Source organism: Kitasatospora sp. NPDC097643 (genome assembly GCF_040302625.1).
Classification (GTDB): Bacteria; Actinomycetota; Actinomycetes; order Streptomycetales; family Streptomycetaceae; genus Kitasatospora.
In genome coordinates this window covers 102,365-118,486 of sequence record NZ_JBEOSA010000012.1, presented here as the reverse complement: position 1 = coordinate 118,486, position 16,122 = coordinate 102,365, and the positions used below count along the sequence as shown (strand labels likewise).

Genomic DNA, 16,122 nt, shown 5'->3' with positions numbered 1-16,122 from the left:
TGGGCGGCCGAGGTGCAACACCGTCGGCCCGGGCGCCCGCCGGAGCAACCGTGCCACGCCTGCGCGCCCCCTCGTTCCTCACAATGGCGCAACACCCGCTCACTGTCCGTATGCTCCTGTCCGCGCCCCCGCCGGCCGGCCCCGAAGACCCGACGGCGGTAACCGGATCGTGCGTCAACTCCCTTTCTGGAGGCATACCTTGGTGTTCCACAGTGAATTCCCCGACGTGCCCGTGATCGACCTGCCGATCCACCAGGCGGTGCTCGGCGAGGCCGCCCGGTACGGCGACCGGCCGGCCCTGATCGACGGGGTCACCGGGGAGAGCGTCAGCTACGCGCGGCTGGCCGCGGCGGTCGGGCGGGTGGCCGCCGGGCTGGCCGGGGCCGGGGTGCGCCAGGGCGACGTGGTGGCCCTGTTCAGCCCCAACACGATCGTCTACCCGATGGCCTTCTACGGCGCGACCCGGGCCGGCGCCACCGTCACCACGGTGTCCTCGCTGTCCACCCCCACCGAGCTCGCGAGCCAGCTCGGCGACAGCCGCGCCCGCTGGCTGATCACCGTCTCGCCGTTCCTGCCGACCGCCCGCCAGGCCGCCGAGCTGCTCGCCGGGCAGGGCCGCCCGCTGGCCGAGATCATCGTGCTGGACGGCGCCGAGGGCCACCGCTCGCTCGCCGACCTGCTGGCCGCCACCGGCCCCGAGCCCGAGATCGCCATCGACCCGAGCGAGGACGTCGCCGTCCTGCCGTACTCCAGCGGCACCACCGGCCTGCCCAAGGGCGTGATGCTCACCCACCGCTCGATCGCCACCAATCTCGCCCAGACCGACGCCCTCTACCACCCGGCCGAGGGCGAGCGGGTGCTCGCCGTCCTGCCGTTCTTCCACATCTACGGGCTCGCCGCGCTGCTCAACCAGCCGCTGCGCTGCGGCGCCACCGTGGTGGTGCTGCCCCGCTTCGAGCTGGAGCAGTTCTGCCGCACCATCGAGGAGCAGAAGGTCCAGGCGCTGATCGTCGCCCCGCCGATCGCGCTCGCCCTGGCCAAGCACCCCGTGGTGGACCGCTTCGACCTCTCCTCGGTCGAGTACCTGCTGTGCGCGGCCGCCCCGCTGGACCCGGACCTCGCCGCCGCCTGCGCCCGCCGCCTCGGCCTGCCGCACCTGCTCCAGGGCTACGGCATGACCGAGCTCTCCCCGGTCACCCACGTGGTCTCCCCGAAGGAGGACGACCCCGCGGTCGGCTCGGTCGGCCGGATGGTCCCCTCCACCGAGCTGCGGGTGGCCGCCCTGGACGGCACCGCGGACGACCTCGGGCCCGGTGAGCGCGGCGAGCTGCTGATCCGCGGGCCGCAGGTGATGAAGGGGTACTTCGGCCGCCCCTCCGACACCGCCGCGATGATCGACGCCGAGGGCTGGCTGCACACCGGCGACATCGGCTACGTCGACGAGCGGGGCTACCTCCACATCGTCGACCGGGTCAAGGAGCTGATCAAGTACAAGGGGTACCAGGTCGCTCCGGCCGAGCTGGAGGCCGTGCTGCTCGGCCACCCGCGGATCGCCGACGCCGCCGTGATCGGCGTCCCGGACGGGGACGGCACCGAGTGTCCCAAGGCCTTCGTGGTCCGCACCCCGGGCGCCGACCTGGACGCGGCGGAGGTGACCGCCTACGTGGCCGGGCTGGTCGCCCCGTACAAGAAGGTCCGCGCGGTCGAGTTCGTCGACGCCGTGCCCAAGTCCGCGGCCGGCAAGATCCTCCGCCGCGAACTGCGCGCCCGCGAGGCCGCCCGGGAGGCCGCCCGCGCGGCCGCCGCCCCGGGCGCCCCGGCGGGCACCGGCCGCGAGCCCGCCGCCGAGCCCGCTCCCTGAGCGGCCGCTCACTCAGTGGCCGGGCCGAGGTCCGGGCCCCCGACCCGGCGGCCGGCCCTCGGCGCCGGTCTGTGAAGATCGGTCCGCGGAGGAGGGCCGCCCTGCCGAGGACGACCGCCCCGCCGAGCCCCCACCGGAACAGGAACGGCCAGCAACGATGACCAGCCACCCCGCCGCCCGCGCCCCCCAGCAGGACCGCAGCCGCGCCACCCGCGCCCGGCTGCTGGCGGCGGCCGTGGACTGTCTGGCCGAACTCGGCTGGCACGGCTCCACCGTCACCGTGGTCGCCGAACGCGCCGGCGTCTCCCGGGGCGCCGCCCAGCACCACTTCCCGACCCGCGAGGACCTGTTCACCGCGGCCGTCGAGCACGTCACCGCCGAGCGGCTGGCAGCCGTCCGCGCCCACGCGGACGACCTGCCGGCCGCCGGCCCGGCCCGCACCGAGGCCGTGGTCGACATGATCGTGCGCCTCTACACCGACCCGCTGTTCCGCGCCGCCCTCCACCTCTGGACGGCCGCCGCCACCGAGGAGTCGCTGCGCGACCGGATCGTCGCCCTGGAGGGCCGGGTCGGCCGCGAGGCCCACCGGGCCGCCGTCGAGTTCCTGGACGCCGACGAGAGCCGCCCCGGCGTGCGCGAGTCCGTGCAGGCCACCCTGGACCTGGCCCGCGGACTGGGCCTGGCCGACCTGCTCACCGACGACAGCGCCCGACGATCCCGGGTGATCCGGCAGTGGGCGGGCGTTCTGGAGAGTACGCTGCGGCCGGAACGCCCATGACGCCCGAACAACCGAACGTCCGGACGGCCCGACCAAGGGGTCGCCGGGCGGCCGATGTCCGTGCAGTCTGGAGAAGAATCCCGGCCGGCACGGACCGCGAGGCCCACCCGGCCGGGCACGAGCCGAACCGGGGTGCTGCCTGATCATGCACGGACACGAGTGGGACGCGACCGCCGCCGCCGGCCCCGCGCCGGGCGGCGCCCCCGAACGCCCCGAAGGCCACCGGCTCGTCCCGCTCGCTACGGTCCTGCTCCAGGGTGACGGTCTGATCCTGCACTGGAGTGAGGACGCCGAGGAACTGCTCGGCTACTCCGCCGAGGAGGCCGTCGGCAGCTACGCCGCCCGACTGCTCACCAGCGGCACCGACCGCCCCGAGGTGCTGGCCCTGTTCGAACAGATCATGGCCGGCACCGGCTGGTCCGGCGTCTTCCCGGTGCGCCACCGCGACGGCCACCGGGTCGACCTGGAGTTCCGCACCTACCCGATCGCCGGCCCGGCCGGCACCCTGCTGCTGCTCGCCACCGCCTCCGACACCCGCGCCCTGCACGCGATCGAGGCCGACCTCGCCGTCCTCGACGGCATCTTCGGCGGGTCACCGATCGGCATGGCCGTGTACGACACCGACCTGCGCTACGTCCGGCTCAACGAGGCGCTCGCCCGGATGAACGGCGTCCCGGTCAAGGCCCACCTCGGCCGCCGGATATCCGCGGTGCTGCCGGGCATCAACACCGCCGAGATCGAACAGACCATGCGGCAGGTCCTCAAGACCGGCAAACCCGTGGTCGACGCCCGCTCGCACGGCCGCGTCCCAGGCGACCCCAAACGCGACCGCGCGTGGTCCGCCTCCTACTTCCGGCTGGAGGACTCCACCGGCCGGGTCTTCGGCGTCTGCTCCTCGATCATCGACGTCACCGAGCGCTTCCAGGCCGAGGCCCGCGCCGCCCGCGCCCAGGAGCGGCTCGCCACCATCGCCGAGGCGACCGCCCGGATCGGCACCACCCTCGACCTCCAGCGCACCGCCGAGGAGCTGATCGAGGCGGTCGTCCCCCGGTTCGCCGACTTCGCCACCGTCGACCTGCTGGAGCCGGTGCTGCGCGGCGCCGAGCCCACCACCATCCCGCTCGACCGCCCCATCACGCTGCGCGCCGTCGCCGTCGGGGAGTCCTACGAGTCCGGCCTCACCCACGCCGTCGACGCCGTCGGCGAGGTCTCCGAGTACGCCCCCGACCGCAAGTACACCCAGTGCCTGCGCAGCGGCCGCCCGCTGCTGCGCGCCCACGTGGACGAGGCGGTGCTGCGCAGCCTGGTCGCCAGCGAGGACCGGGTCGCCCCCGGCATGGCGGCGGGCATCCACTCGTACCTGATGGTCCCGATGACGGCCCGGGGCATGGTGCTCGGCGGCGCCGAGTTCATCCGGATGCGCAACCCCGAGCCGTTCGGCGACGCCGACGTCGCGCTGGCCGAGGAACTGGTCGCCCGCACCGCGCTGGCCGTGGACAACGCCCGGCTCTACCGCCGCGAGCGGGAGACCGCGCTCACCCTCCAGCGCAGCCTGCTGCCGCAGGAGATCCACCGCACCCTCGGCCTGGAGATCGCCTACCGCTACCTGCCCAGCAGCGTGACCAGCGAGGTCGGCGGCGACTGGTTCGACGTGGTGCCGCTCTCCTGCGGCCGGGTCGCCCTGGTGGTCGGCGACGTGATGGGCCACGGCATCCGGGCCGCCGCCACGATGGGCCAGCTGCGCACCGTCGCCCGCACCCTGGCCACCCTGGACATGCCGCCCGAGCAGGTGCTCACCCGGCTGGACGAGACCGCCTCGGGCATCGGCGAGGGCCAGTTCGCCACCTGCATCTGCGCGGTGTACGACCCGCTGGAGCGCACCGTCCAGGTCGCCTCGGCCGGCCACCTGCCGCCGGTCTGGGTCGCCCCGGACGGCAGCGCCCGCAAGGTCGACATCCCGCCCGGGGTGCCGCTGGGCGTCGGCGGGGTGGCCTTCGAGTCGATCGAGTTCTCCCTGCCCGAGGGCGGCATGGTCACCCTCTACACCGACGGCCTGGTCGAGCGGCGCGGCCAGGACATCGACGCCGGCATCGACCTGCTCGCCCGCACCCTCGCCGAACCCGGCCGGACCCTGGAGGAGAACGCCGACGCCGTCCTCGGCGCGCTGGTCACCGACGGCACCGACGACGACATCGCGATGATCATGGCCCGGGTGCTGCCGCTGCCCGCGGACCGGATCGCCACCCTCCCGCTCACCGGCGGCGGCCGGCTGCCCGGCAAGGCCCGCCGCTTCACCCGCGCCACTCTGGAGGGCTGGGGCCTGTCGGCGCTCTCCGACTACGCCGAACTGCTGGTCAGCGAGCTCGTGACGAACGCCCTGCTGCACGCCGACGCCCCCCGGCGGCTGCGGCTCTTCCGCGACCGGGTGCTCACCGTCGAGGTCTCCGACGCGGGCGGCCAGACCCCGCAGCTGCGCCCCTTCGCCGAGCAGGACGAGGGCGGGCGCGGCATGTTCCTGGTCAGCGAGCTGGCCCAGCGCTGGGGCAGCCGGCTGACCCGGGACGGCAAGGTGGTCTGGGCCGAGCTGGAACTGCCCTTCGGCACGGTCTGAGGCACCGTCCGAGGCAGCGTCCGAACACGGCGGTTCCCCGCACCCCGGGTGGGGGTGCGGGGAACCGGTGTCCGCCTGCGCCTTATGCGCCGACCTTCTCCGGGGCCGGCTGCTCCACCGCCGCGGCCGCCGCGGCCGACAGCCCCCGCAGCAGCCACCAGGCGAAGGCGGCCGCGCCGACCAGCAGCGCCCCGGCCAGCAGCCCGGCGGTGTTCACACCGTGGACGAAGGACTCCCGGGCGCTCGCCAGCAGCGGCTCGGCGAGGCCCGCCGGCAGCTCCCGCGCGGTCTCGACGGCGGCGCCCAGCGACTCGCCGGCCCGGGCCGCGGCCGCCGGGTCCGTCCCGGCCGGGACGGCGAGCCCGCCCGCGTAGAGCGAGCCGACCACCGAGCCGACCAGGGCGATGCCGAGCGCGGTGCCCAGCTCGTACGCGGTCTCCGAGACCGCCGAGGCGGCCCCGGCCTTGTCGGCGGGCGCGGCGCCCAGCACCAGGTCGGCGCCGAGCGTGTAGACCACGCCCTCGGCCGTGCCGACCAGCAGGAAGGAGGCGGCCAGCAGCAGGTAGGTGGTGTCCTGTTGGAGCCAGCCGAGCACGCCCATCCCGAGGCCCATGGCCAGCAGACAGCCGGTCAGCGCGGCCCGGGCGCCGGTGCGCCGGACCAGCCGGGCGGTCAGCAGCCCGCCGGCCACCGCGCCGACGAAGGCGGGCAGCTCCGCCAGGCCCGCCCGCAGCGGCCCGAAGCCGCGCACCAGCTGGAGGTACTGCGAGGTCACGAAGACCACTCCGGACAGGCCCACCAGGGCGATCAGCGAGGCCAGCACCGCGGCGGTGAACCGCCGGTCCCGGAACAGCCGGACGTCGAGCAGCGGGGTCTCCAGCCGCAGCTGATTGCGGACGAAGGCGGTCAGCGCGGCCGCGCCCAGCACGAAGGCGAGCGGCACGTCCCAGCGGGCCACGCCGTGCGCCGCGGCCTCCTTGATCGCGTAGACCACGCCGATCACCCCGGTCATCGACAGCGCGACGCTCAGCACGTCCCAGCGCCCCGGCCGCGGATCGCGGGACTCGGGCAGCAGCCGGGCGCCGAGGACCAGCAGCAGGAGCAGCACCGGGATGTTCAGCAGGAACACCGAGCCCCACCAGAAGTGCTCCAGCAGCACCCCGCCGACCACCGGCCCGAGCGCCGCACCGGCCGTCGCGGCCGCGCCCCAGACGCCGATCGCGGTGGCCCGCTCCCGGTCGTCCGGGAAGAGCGCGCGGATCAGCGAGAGCGTGGAGGGCATGATCGTCGCCCCGGCCACGCCGAGCAGCGCGCGGGCCAGGATCAGCCAGCCGGGCCCGGGCGCGTAGGCGGCCAGCAGCGAGGCGGCGCCGAAGGCGGCGGCGCCGGTCAGCAGCAGCCGCTTGCGGCCGATCCGGTCGCTGAGCGCGCCCATGCTGACCAGCAGGCCGGCCAGGACGAAGGAGTAGGCGTCGCCGATCCAGAGCAGCTGGGTCCCGCTGGGGCGCAGCGTCTCGCTGATCGACGGGATGGCGAGGGAGAGGACGGTCGCGTCCAGGGCGACCACGGTGACGGCCAGGACGAGGACGGCGAGGCCGGTCCAGCGCTGGCGGGGGGTGGTGGTCATGGCATATCGGTTTCCGAGGGTGTGGGTGTGGCGGGTCCGGGTTCCGGTGCGGGGGGCCGGCGCAGCGCGCCGCCGAGGAACAGCTCGGCGAGCGAGAAGGCGGCGTCGCGCGGGGCGAGGCGGCCGTCCTGGATCGACCAGCCGACCCCGGCGACCAGGTCGAAGAAGGCCTCGCTCAGCCAGGCGGCGCTCAGCTCGATGCGGAACACGCCCTGCTGCTGGCCGCGCAGGAAGAGCGCGTGCAGCCGGCTGATCTGGACCTCCCAGAGGTCGTTGATGCTGTCGTCGTCGTAGAGCTGGTTCTCGCCGGCCAGGAAGGCGCAGAGCGCGGCGTCCGGGACGGCCGCGTCCACCAGGCGGCGCAGGGCGGCCTCGGCGTCGCCGTCCTCGACGGTGGCGGTGTCCAGGGCGGCGGCGAAGCGCCGCAGGCCGAGCAGGCCGACCTCGCGGATCAGGGCGTCGCGCCCGGGGAAGAGCCGGTGCAGGGTGGCGCGGCTGATCCCGGCGGCGCGCGCGATCTCGTCCAGGTGGGCGGTCGGGCGGCGGGAGAGCACGCCGACGGCGGCTTCCAGGACGGTGTCACGGTCGGTGGCCATGCGTCGAGTGTAGGTCATCTGAGACGTGGACGTCTCAGAATTAATCCCCGCGCCTCAGATGAGTCATGCAGCTGGGGCGTCCGGGCGCAAAAAACCGGGGACGGCGGGTGCCGTCCCCGGTCGGGGTCAACGCGCGGTGGCGCTCAGCTCTGGTTGTAGAACCCGGTGTCGTCCAGCGGGCGGTCGATCACCATGACCTCGACGTCGGCCGGGGTGAGCAGGAAGACCCGGCGGGCGATCCGCTCGATGCCGCCCTGGGTGCCGAAGATCAGTCCGGAGGCGAAGTCGACCATCCGCTTGGCCTCGGCCTCCTCCATCTCGGTGAGGTCCATGACCACCGGGGTGCTGGCCCGGATGTGCTCGCCGACCGTGCGCGCCGCCTCGAAACCGGTCGGCCGCAGGGAGACGATCTTCGCGGGCGCGGGCACGGACGGTACCGTCTCGTGCTCGACCCACTCGTCGTCGTACACCGCGGCCGGGTAGTTCCCCGAGGGCATCAGCCACCCGTTGTGGTGCTCGTCGCGAAGTGCTCCCATGCCGCGCCTCCCTGCCTCGTCCCGTACTGGTCCCCCGGGGCTGCGTGTCCTTTTTGACACGTCATCCACTCGTCGGAACTGTCCGAGTATCGCACTGTTCACCGGTCCCGTGCCCGCTCGCGACCCCCGTACGAGTCGTGCCGTGCCGGAAACCCGGGCGAGCCCGGGCACCAGCTGCGACGCGGTGGTGCGGCGTACGGTTGCGCGCGTAGACCATATCGGTCGCGGTCACCGCTTAATTGACCTTCTGTCAACAATGCGGAAACGATTTCACTCGCCGGTCTTGCCGTCCACCAGCTCGCGCAACAAATCGGCATGACCGTTGTGCCGGGCGTACTCCTCGATCATGTGGACCAGGATCCAGCGGAGCGTCACCTCCTGTCCGTGGCGCAGCCGCTTGCCGGCGGTGTCCAGCGACAGGCCGGCGCTCGCCCGGCGGGCCGCCTCGACCTCGGCGTGCCAGGTGGCGAAGTCGGCCGCGACGTCGGCGGTGTCCACGTGGTTGAAGTCGCCGTCCGGATCGGCCTCCGTCCAGTAGTGGCTGGCGGTGATCTCCGCACCGCTCAGCACTGTCTGGAACCAGTGCTGCTCCACCTCGGCCATGTGCCGGACCAGGCCGAGCAGCGAGAGCGAGGACGGCGGGACGGAGCGCAGCCGCAGCTGGTCGTCGCTCAGGCCCTCGCACTTGAGGGCCAGGGTGCTGCGGTGGTAGTCGAGCCAGGCGGTCAGCATGGCGGTCTCGTCGGCCGCCATCGGCGGGTCGATCCGCGGGGTGAGGTCGGTCATGCCCGCCATGGTGGCGGGCGGCGGCGGACGGGTCGAGGGGATTTTCCGGGTCCGCTTCGAGGCCCTAGCCGGCCGGCAGCCGGCGGCGGCGGGCGGCGGCGGCCCGCCAGAGCCCGACCAGGCTGCCGAGCACCAGCAGCGCGATCACGCCGGCCGACAGCAGGAAGGCCGCCGAGCCCGGCTCGCCCGCGCTGGCCGCGGCCGTGACGTACACCGCTGTGGTCGGCACCACGCCGATCGCGGTCGCGGTCAGGAACGGCAGGAAGCGCACCCCGGAGAAGGCCGCGCCGTAGTTGGCCGCCTGGAACGGCATGCCGGGCAGCAGCCGCAGCACCAGCACGCTGCGGAAGCCCTGCTCGGTGAAGCGCCGGTCCAGCCCGCCGAGCACCTTGCCGCGCAGGTACGGGCGCAGCGCCTCGCGGCCCAGGCCGCGCCCGAGGACGAAGGCCATGGCCGCGCCCAGCGTGGTGCCCAGCACCGCCAGCAGGACGCCCTGCTGGATGCCGAGCAGCAGCCCGGCGGCGGCGTTCAGCGCGGGCCGGGGGACGAAGGCGAGCGTGCCGACCGCGTACACGGCGGCGAACAGCGGCGCGAACCAGTACCCGGGCAGCCGGTCGGCCAGCCCCCCGTTCAGCAGCTCCGTCGGGCTCCACAGCAACAGCGAGCCGGCGGCGGCGCCGAGCACCACCACCAGCAGGGCGAACCGCCACCACGGCGAGCGGCCGGACGGCGTCTCCTGGGCGGCGTTGTCGTGGACGTCGGTGTCCCGGACGGCGGTGTCGGCGGGCGCGGGCGGCGTTGCGGGTGCGGGCACCGGCCGAGCCTAACCGGTGGGCTCGCTCGGACGGCCTGCGGGCCCGGCGAGGAAGGCCAGCAGCCGGCGCCAGACGTCCCGGGCGGCGTCGGCGTGCCCGGTCGCCGAGAGCTCGAAGAAGTTGTGCGGCGCCCCCGGGTAGGTGACGAACTCGTGCGGGCAGCCGGCGGCGGTGAGTGCCGCGTCGAAGGCCGCGACGGTGGCGGGCGGGATGTGCTCGTCGGCGCCGCCCCAGAGGGCGAGGATCGGTGCGTCGAGCCCGGCGGCGAGCTGGGTGGGGCCGGGCGTGCCGTTGACCGCGTCCGGGTAGCCGTAGCAGCCGACCGCGCCGGCCAGCCCGAACCGGGGCGCGGCGGCGCGGAAGGCCTGTCGGCCGCCGAAGCAGAAGCCGAGCGCGACCACCTCCGCGACGCCGGTCGCGCGCAGCCGGGCGATGCCGGCGAGGAGGTCGGCGTCCAGGGTTTCCGGGGTGAGCGTGAGCAGGTGGGGGAGCAGGTTCGGCAGCTCGCCGAATTCCGCCGGGCGGTTTTCCGGATCGGCTCCGGCGGTTCGGCCGTAATAGTCGAGGACGAGCGCCGGGTGGCCCTGTTCGGCGAGCCGGGCGGCGGTCTGCCGGTAGAACGGGGAAAGGCCTTTGTTGTCCGGCAGGAGAAGTACTGCGGCGCCGGTGGCGACCTCCGGGCGGGCCAGGAAGGCGGCGAACCGGGTGCCGTCGGCCGAGGTCAGGGTCAGTGGCGTGGCCTCGGCCAGGGCCCAGCGGGCGGGCGCGAAGGCGGGCGGTGCGGCGTCCGGGTCGTAGCACACGGGGAGTTCCTCTCGCGGTCGCGAAAACCGCCGGGCGCGGCTGCACCCGACGGTTGGCGATATTAGCGAGGAACTCCTCGGAATTTTCCCATCATAGTGTGGGGAGGTTTTTTCCGGAAGTGCTTTCCGGTGACATTGTGGTCACGTTTTCGCGGGCGGTGTTTTCGGTGGCGGAATTCTGTTCCGCCCGGCGCAGCGCGCCCGCGCTCAGCAGGAGGGCGAAGGTGAGTGCGGTGACCAGGCCGAAGGAGACGGTCAGCGAGGTGGCCTGGGCCAGGGTGCCGATGATCGCCGGGGCGACCAGGCCGGAGGTGTAGGTGACGGTGGCGACGCCGGCGATGGCCTGGCTGGGGTTGCTGCCGATCCGGCCGGCCGCGGCGAAGGCCAGCGGGACGATCACCGCGATGCCGATCCCGATCAGGGCGAAGCCCGGGATGGCCAGGGCCGGGCCGTCGGCGGCCACTACCAGCAGACCGCCGGTGGTGGCGACCGCGCCGCCCAGCCGGGTCGCCCGGACGGCGCCGAGCCGGCGGATCACCGCGTCCCCGGCGAGCCGGCTGACCGCCATGGTGCCCGCGAAGGCGGTGTACGAGGCGGCCGCCAGGGTGGCCGAGGCGCCGGTGACGTCCCGCAGGTAGACGCCGCTCCAGTCCATCGAGGCGCCCTCGGCGAACACCGCGCAGAAGCCGACCAGCCCGATCACCAGCGAGCTGCGCGGCGGCAGGGCGAAGTGCGGCGGCGCCTCCGCCTGCTCGGGCGCCCGCAGGTCGGGCAGGCCTCGGCAGACCGGCTGCGCCAGGGCGAGCAGCACCAGTGCGGTGACGGCCAGCTGGAGCCGGGCGTCGAGGTCGAGGTGGGCGGCGAGGATGCCGAAGCCGGAGGCCAGCAGCCCGCCCGCGCTCCACATCCCGTGCAGCCCGGACATGATCGAGCGGCCGAGCCGCTGCTCGATCTCCACGCCCTGCGCGTTCATCGCGACGTCCGCCATGCCCGCCGTCGCGCCGAACACCAGCAGCGCCGCGCACAGCACCGGCAGCGAGGGCGCCGGCGCGGGCAGGGCCAGCGCCAGACACCAGAGCGAGAGCAGTCCGCGCACCGCCGCCCGCCCGCCGTAGCGGTGGACGAACCGCCCGGCCAGTGGCATCGCGAGGGAGGAGCCGATGGCGGGCATCACCAGGGCCAGGCCGAGCCGGCCGGGGGAGAGGTCGAGGTGGTGCTGGATCCACGGGATGCGGGTGACGAAGCTGCCGCTGACGGCGCCGTGCACCCCGAAGACCAGGGCGATGCTCACCCGGGCCCGGCGCGGGGCGGTCAGCGCTTCCATGGGTGGTGCGGAGGTGGTGCTGTGCTCGCTCATCCGGCGTTCCCTCCCGGTCGCGCGGCGCGACGGTGCCCGGTGGAGTGGTCTGCGTGCTCTTCGTGGCTTCGTGGCTTCGTGGCTTCGCGGTCTGCCCGGTAAATTATCAGGAAGGGACCCTGATAGAAACAGTGCGGAAGTCTGAAAGGATGACCGGCCATGACCACCGTGCGCACGGCCACGCCGAGCACCGCCCGGGCGATCAACGACCGGCTGGCACTCAACCTGCTGCTCGAACAGGGCCCGCTGACCGCGACCGAGCTGCGGGACCTCACCGGCCTGTCCCGGCCGACCGTCGCCGACCTGCTCGAACGCCTCCGGCGCACCGGCCTGGTCGCCGTGGTCGGGGAGCGCGGCGAACAGCGCCGCGGCCCCAACGCCCGGCTCTACGCGCTGGTCGCCTCCCGCGCCCACCTCGCCGCCGTCGACGTCCGCTCCGGCGGCGTCAGCCTGGTCGTCGCCGACCTGGCCGGGCGCACCCTCGGCACCGCCGACGTCACGGTCGAGGACCCGACCGCACCCGAGACCGCCCGGCGGCTGGTCGCCACCCTGCTGGACACCGCGCGCGGTGCCGGCGTCGAGCGGCTGCACACCGTCGCCGTCGGCGCCCCCGGACTGGTCGACCCCGCCACCGGGCAACTCAACAGCACCGGCAAACTGCCCGGCTGGCACGCCGAACTCCTCACCGCCCTCCGGGAGTTGCCCGGCACCCAGGTGATCCTGGAGAACGAGGTCAACCTGGCCGGCCGGGCCGAGTACCGGATCGGCGCCGCCCGCGACCGCGACACCTTCGTGCTGCTCTGGCTCGGCCACGGCGTCGGCGCCGCGGTGATCCTCGACGGCCGGCTGCGCCGCGGCTTCTCCGGCGGCACCGGCGAGATCGGTTTCCTGCCCGTCCCCGGCACCACCGGCCTGCCCACCGCCACCAGCTGCGACGGCGGCTTCCACAGCCTGGCCGGCAGCGCCGCCGTCTGCGACCTCGCCCGCGCCCACGGGCTGCCCGCCGGCGCGGCCGGCGACGCCCCCGCCGCCGAGGCCGCCGTCCACGCCGCGCTGGCCGCGCTCGGCCCCGGCAAGCCGGGCGGGGCGTTCCTGGACGAGCTCGCCGAACGGATCGCCGTCGGAGCGGCCGGGATCTGCGTCGTCCTCGACCCGGGCTGCGTCGTGCTCGGCGGCGAGATCGGCCGGGCCGGCGGCGCCGAACTGGCCGAGCGGGTCGAACGCCGGCTGGCCGGGCTCTCCCCGCTGCGCACCGAGGTCCGGGCCGGGACGGCGGGCGGCGGCGCGGTGCTCGGCGGGGCCGTCCTCACCGCCGGCGACGCCGTCCGGCGGGACCTCTTCGGCGAGCCGTAGCCCTCCCCGCACTGGGCGCCGCTTCGCGGGCCGGGCCCCCGGTACGGCAGGATGGCGGCGGAGGCGGGCCTCCGGGCACCCCGGCCCCGGCTCCTGCGGTTCCACCCTCCCCTGTTCCCCCCGTTCCCTCGTCCGTCGAGTCAGCGTCAGGAGTCGCACATGGGCCAGTCCGACCTGCCGGTCAACCCGTACCGCATCGGTGAGGCGGCGGCGCTGCTCGGCGTCAGCGCCGACACCATGCGGCGCTGGGTGGACGCCGGGCGGGTCGCCGCCCAGCGGGACGAGCACGGCCACCGGATGATCCCCGGCGCCGACCTCGCGGCCTTCGCCCGTGAGCTGGCCCGGCCCGAGAACGCCGAGGCCGAGGGCCGTCCGTCCTCCGCCCGCAACCGCTTCCCCGGGATCGTCACCGACGTGGTGCTCGGTGACGTGGCGGCCCAGGTGGAGATCCAGGCCGGGCCGTTCCGGGTGGTGTCGCTGATCAGCCGGGAGTCGGCGGAGGAGCTGAACCTGGTGCCCGGCGCCCCCGCCACCGCAGTCATCAAGTCGACCAATGTGATGATCGAACGCCGTTAGTTCCGCTTCGCCGGCGCCGCCGTTACGCCGTCAGCGCCGCTGCCCGTCCGTCCGTACGAGTTCCGAAACGAGAGGCCCGCCCCGGATGTCCCATCCGCCCCTGCCGACCACCCAGAGCGCCGTGCACGCCATCGAGGCGATGGCCGCCCGGCACGGCCGGGAGGTCCGCGCCCAGCACGACATCGGCCGCGACCGGACCTTCGCCGGGCTGGTCGGCGCAGACGGCACCGGCAGCTCGGGCGGCTCGGGCAGCAGTGAGCTGGACGCCATCCCGCACGAGGCGCTGCTGGAGATCGCCGGCCGACCCGCCGTCACCGTGCGGCTGTTCGTCCACGACGAGGCCGTGGTCAGCCTGGACGGCATCGCCTTCGACGTCCCGCGCGACAGCGTCCCCGCTTTCCTGAACTCCGTCTGGACCGGCCTGGTGCACGTCAAGGCGCGCACCTTCCCGCCGTCCACCACCATGGTCGTCACCGTGCCCGGGGAGGACGGCTACCGGGAGAGCGTCGGCGTCCACGACCTGACCCCGTGGATCGCGGGGCTGATCACATGACCGCCGCCGACCGCACGACCCCCGCCGACCGCCGCCCGGTGCTCGCCGTCGCCCACCGCGGCGACCCGTACCGGTACCGCGAGAACACCCTGCCCTCCGTCGAGTCCGCGCTCGCCGCCGGGGCCGACGCCGTCGAGGTCGACGTCCAGCTCACCCGCGACCGGGTGCCCGTCCTGCTGCACGACCCCACCCTGAAACGCCTCTGGGGCGACCCGCGGGCGATCGGGCGGGTCACCATCGAGCAGCTCGACGAGCTGCGCCAGGGCCCGCTCGCCGTCCCCACCCTCGCCGAGGCGGTCAAGGTCGTCGCGGCGGTGGACGGCCGCCGGCTGCTGATCGACCTGGACGAACCCGGGCCGGCCGCCGCCACCTGGGAAGTCGTCACCGGCCTCGGCGCCGAACGGCTGGTCGCCTTCTGCGGCCCCGCCACCGCCATGCTCGCCGTCCGGGCGCTCACCCCCGACGCCGAGATCGCGCTCACCTGGAAGCAGCCCCGGCTGCCCGCCCGCGCCCTGCTGGACGACCTGCGCCCGCGCTACCTCAACCCGCCGTTCGGCCTGGTCACCCCCGCGTTCACGGCCGCCGCCGCCGACGCCGGCCTCGCCGTCTCCACCTGGACCGCCGACCTGCGCCGCACCATGCGCCGGCTGCGCGACGGCGGCGTCGCCTCCATCACCACCAACCGGATCGACGTGCTGCGCTCGGTGCTGGACGGCCGCCGGTGACGGTGCTGACCGTCCGGGCGCTCGGCCGGGCCCTGCTGGCCCGTCAGCACCTGCTCGCCCGCAGCGACCTGACGCCCGCCGAGATGGTCCGCCACCTCGGCGGGCTCCAGGCCCAGGCGGCCCCGCAGCCGCCCTACCTGGGCCTGCTCGCCCGGCTCGACGGCTTCGCGCACCCGCAGCTGAGCGCGCTGATCGAGGACCGCGCGGTGGTCCGGACCGCCCTCCAGCGCAGCACCATCCACCTGGTCACCGCCGAGGACTGCCTGACCCTGCGCCCGCTGCTCCAGCCCGTCCTGGAGCAGGGCCTGCGCGCCGGCTACGGCAAGCGGCTCGCCGGGCTCGACCTCACCGCGCTCGCCGCCGAGGCCCGCGCCCTGGTCGAGGAGCAGCCGCGGACCTTCCAGCAGCTCGGCCCGCTGCTGGCCGCCACCCGCCCGGAGCGCGATCCGGCCGCCCTGGCCCAGGCCGCCCGCTGCCTGCTGCCGCTGGTCCAGGTCCCGCCGCGCGGGCTCTGGGGGCGCGGCGGACCGGCCGCGCACACCACCGCCGAGGCCTGGCTCGGCCGGCCGCTCGACCCGGCCCCCTCGCTCGACGACATCGCCCTGCGCTACCTCGCCGCCTTCGGCCCCGCCACCGTCGCCGACCTGCAGAAGTGGTGCGGGCTCAGCCGGCTCGGCCCGGTGCTGAAGCGGCTCGCGCCGCGGCTGCTCACCTTCCGCGACGAGCAGGGCCGGCTGCTGTACGACCTGCCCGGGGCGCCCCGGCCGGACCCGGACACCCCGGCGCCGGTCCGGCTGCTCGCGCCCTTCGACAACCTGCTGCTCTCGCACGCGGACCGCACCCGGGTGCTGCCCGAGGAGTACCGGGGGCGGGTGATGACGCAGAACGGGATCGTGCTCGGCACCCTGCTGGTGGACGGGCTGGTCGCCGGGAGCTGGCGGCTGACCGGCGAGCAGGAGGTGTCCGTACGCCCGTTCTCGCCGCTGCGGCGGGCCGACCGGGCGGCGGTGGAGGCCGAGGCGCAGCGGGTGCTGGCCTTCGCGGGCGGGGGCGGGGGCGGAGCCGTGCGGATCGAGGCGGTGGAGTAGCCCGGTCGGGCGCGCCAGGGGTCGGGGCAAAACGGGCATACTGTCGGATCATCTGTT

Annotated in this window: 15 protein-coding genes; 8 read left to right on the top strand and 7 right to left on the bottom strand. The window is 74.9% G+C overall.

Annotated features, from left to right (window positions below; translation table 11 throughout):
• Window positions 1-199: 199 nt before the first annotated feature.
• The 3 genes from ABTY15_RS11335 to ABTY15_RS11325 all read left to right on the top strand — a co-directional run bounded on the left by ABTY15_RS11335 (window position 200) and on the right by ABTY15_RS11325 (window position 5,250).
• Window positions 200-1,861 (top strand): AMP-binding protein, encoded by a 1,662-nt coding sequence (locus tag ABTY15_RS11335; RefSeq protein WP_350580077.1) that lies wholly within the window; start codon window positions 200-202, stop codon window positions 1,859-1,861.
• Between the two features lie 157 nt (window positions 1,862-2,018).
• Window positions 2,019-2,639 (top strand): TetR/AcrR family transcriptional regulator, encoded by a 621-nt coding sequence (locus ABTY15_RS11330; protein WP_350580070.1) that lies wholly within the window; start codon window positions 2,019-2,021, stop codon window positions 2,637-2,639.
• 145 nt (window positions 2,640-2,784) lie between these two features.
• Window positions 2,785-5,250: a SpoIIE family protein phosphatase gene (locus ABTY15_RS11325; protein WP_350580067.1), complete on the top strand. Its 2,466-nt coding sequence runs from the start codon at window positions 2,785-2,787 to the stop codon at window positions 5,248-5,250.
• An 82-nt stretch (window positions 5,251-5,332) separates the two neighbouring features.
• Here ABTY15_RS11325 and ABTY15_RS11320 read toward each other — a convergent pair whose 3' ends face one another.
• The 7 genes from ABTY15_RS11320 to ABTY15_RS11290 all read right to left on the bottom strand — a co-directional run bounded on the left by ABTY15_RS11320 (window position 5,333) and on the right by ABTY15_RS11290 (window position 11,770).
• Entirely contained in the window at window positions 5,333-6,877 is a 1,545-nt protein-coding gene (locus ABTY15_RS11320) for an MFS transporter (protein WP_350580065.1), read from the bottom strand.
• Window positions 6,874-7,473, bottom strand: coding sequence for a TetR/AcrR family transcriptional regulator (locus ABTY15_RS11315; protein ID WP_350580062.1), 600 nt, complete (start codon window positions 7,471-7,473; stop codon window positions 6,874-6,876). Before ABTY15_RS11315 ends, ABTY15_RS11320 begins: the two co-directional genes overlap by 4 nt.
• Before the next feature lie 143 nt (window positions 7,474-7,616).
• The gene (locus ABTY15_RS11310) at window positions 7,617-8,009 is read right to left on the bottom strand and encodes a cell division protein SepF (RefSeq protein ID WP_350580059.1); all 393 of its coding nucleotides are present in this window, start codon (window positions 8,007-8,009) and stop codon (window positions 7,617-7,619) included.
• 270 nt (window positions 8,010-8,279) lie between these two features.
• Entirely contained in the window at window positions 8,280-8,795 is a 516-nt protein-coding gene (locus ABTY15_RS11305; RefSeq protein ID WP_350580055.1) for a DinB family protein, read from the bottom strand.
• 64 nt (window positions 8,796-8,859) lie between these two features.
• The gene (locus tag ABTY15_RS11300; protein WP_350580052.1) at window positions 8,860-9,609 is read right to left on the bottom strand and encodes a TVP38/TMEM64 family protein; all 750 of its coding nucleotides are present in this window, start codon (window positions 9,607-9,609) and stop codon (window positions 8,860-8,862) included.
• Between the two features lie 9 nt (window positions 9,610-9,618).
• A complete protein-coding gene (locus tag ABTY15_RS11295) occupies window positions 9,619-10,413 on the bottom strand; it encodes a dienelactone hydrolase family protein (protein ID WP_350580050.1) in 795 nt (264 codons plus the stop codon).
• A gap of 91 nt (window positions 10,414-10,504) precedes the next feature.
• Window positions 10,505-11,770, bottom strand: a complete 1,266-nt coding sequence (locus ABTY15_RS11290) for an MFS transporter (RefSeq protein ID WP_350580047.1) — start codon at window positions 11,768-11,770, stop codon at window positions 10,505-10,507.
• A 159-nt stretch (window positions 11,771-11,929) separates the two neighbouring features.
• Between ABTY15_RS11290 and ABTY15_RS11285 the strand changes: the two genes are divergently transcribed.
• The 5 genes from ABTY15_RS11285 (at window position 11,930) to ABTY15_RS11265 (ending at window position 16,065) form a co-directional block, all read left to right on the top strand.
• Window positions 11,930-13,123 (top strand): ROK family transcriptional regulator, encoded by a 1,194-nt coding sequence (locus ABTY15_RS11285; protein ID WP_350580044.1) that lies wholly within the window; start codon window positions 11,930-11,932, stop codon window positions 13,121-13,123.
• 159 nt (window positions 13,124-13,282) lie between these two features.
• Window positions 13,283-13,699 (top strand): TOBE domain-containing protein, encoded by a 417-nt coding sequence (locus ABTY15_RS11280; protein ID WP_350580041.1) that lies wholly within the window; start codon window positions 13,283-13,285, stop codon window positions 13,697-13,699.
• A gap of 85 nt (window positions 13,700-13,784) precedes the next feature.
• Window positions 13,785-14,252 carry a hypothetical protein gene (locus ABTY15_RS11275; RefSeq protein WP_350580038.1) on the top strand — a complete coding sequence of 156 codons (468 nt, stop codon included), beginning with the start codon at window positions 13,785-13,787 and terminating at the stop codon, window positions 14,250-14,252.
• Complete coding sequence (locus tag ABTY15_RS11270) at window positions 14,249-14,977, top strand: glycerophosphodiester phosphodiesterase (protein ID WP_350580035.1); 729 nt, start codon at window positions 14,249-14,251, stop codon at window positions 14,975-14,977. Before ABTY15_RS11275 ends, ABTY15_RS11270 begins: the two co-directional genes overlap by 4 nt.
• Window positions 14,974-16,065: a winged helix DNA-binding domain-containing protein gene (locus tag ABTY15_RS11265; RefSeq protein WP_350580033.1), complete on the top strand. Its 1,092-nt coding sequence runs from the start codon at window positions 14,974-14,976 to the stop codon at window positions 16,063-16,065. The genes ABTY15_RS11270 and ABTY15_RS11265 overlap by 4 nt, the downstream gene beginning before the upstream one ends.
• Window positions 16,066-16,122: the final 57 nt, after the last annotated feature.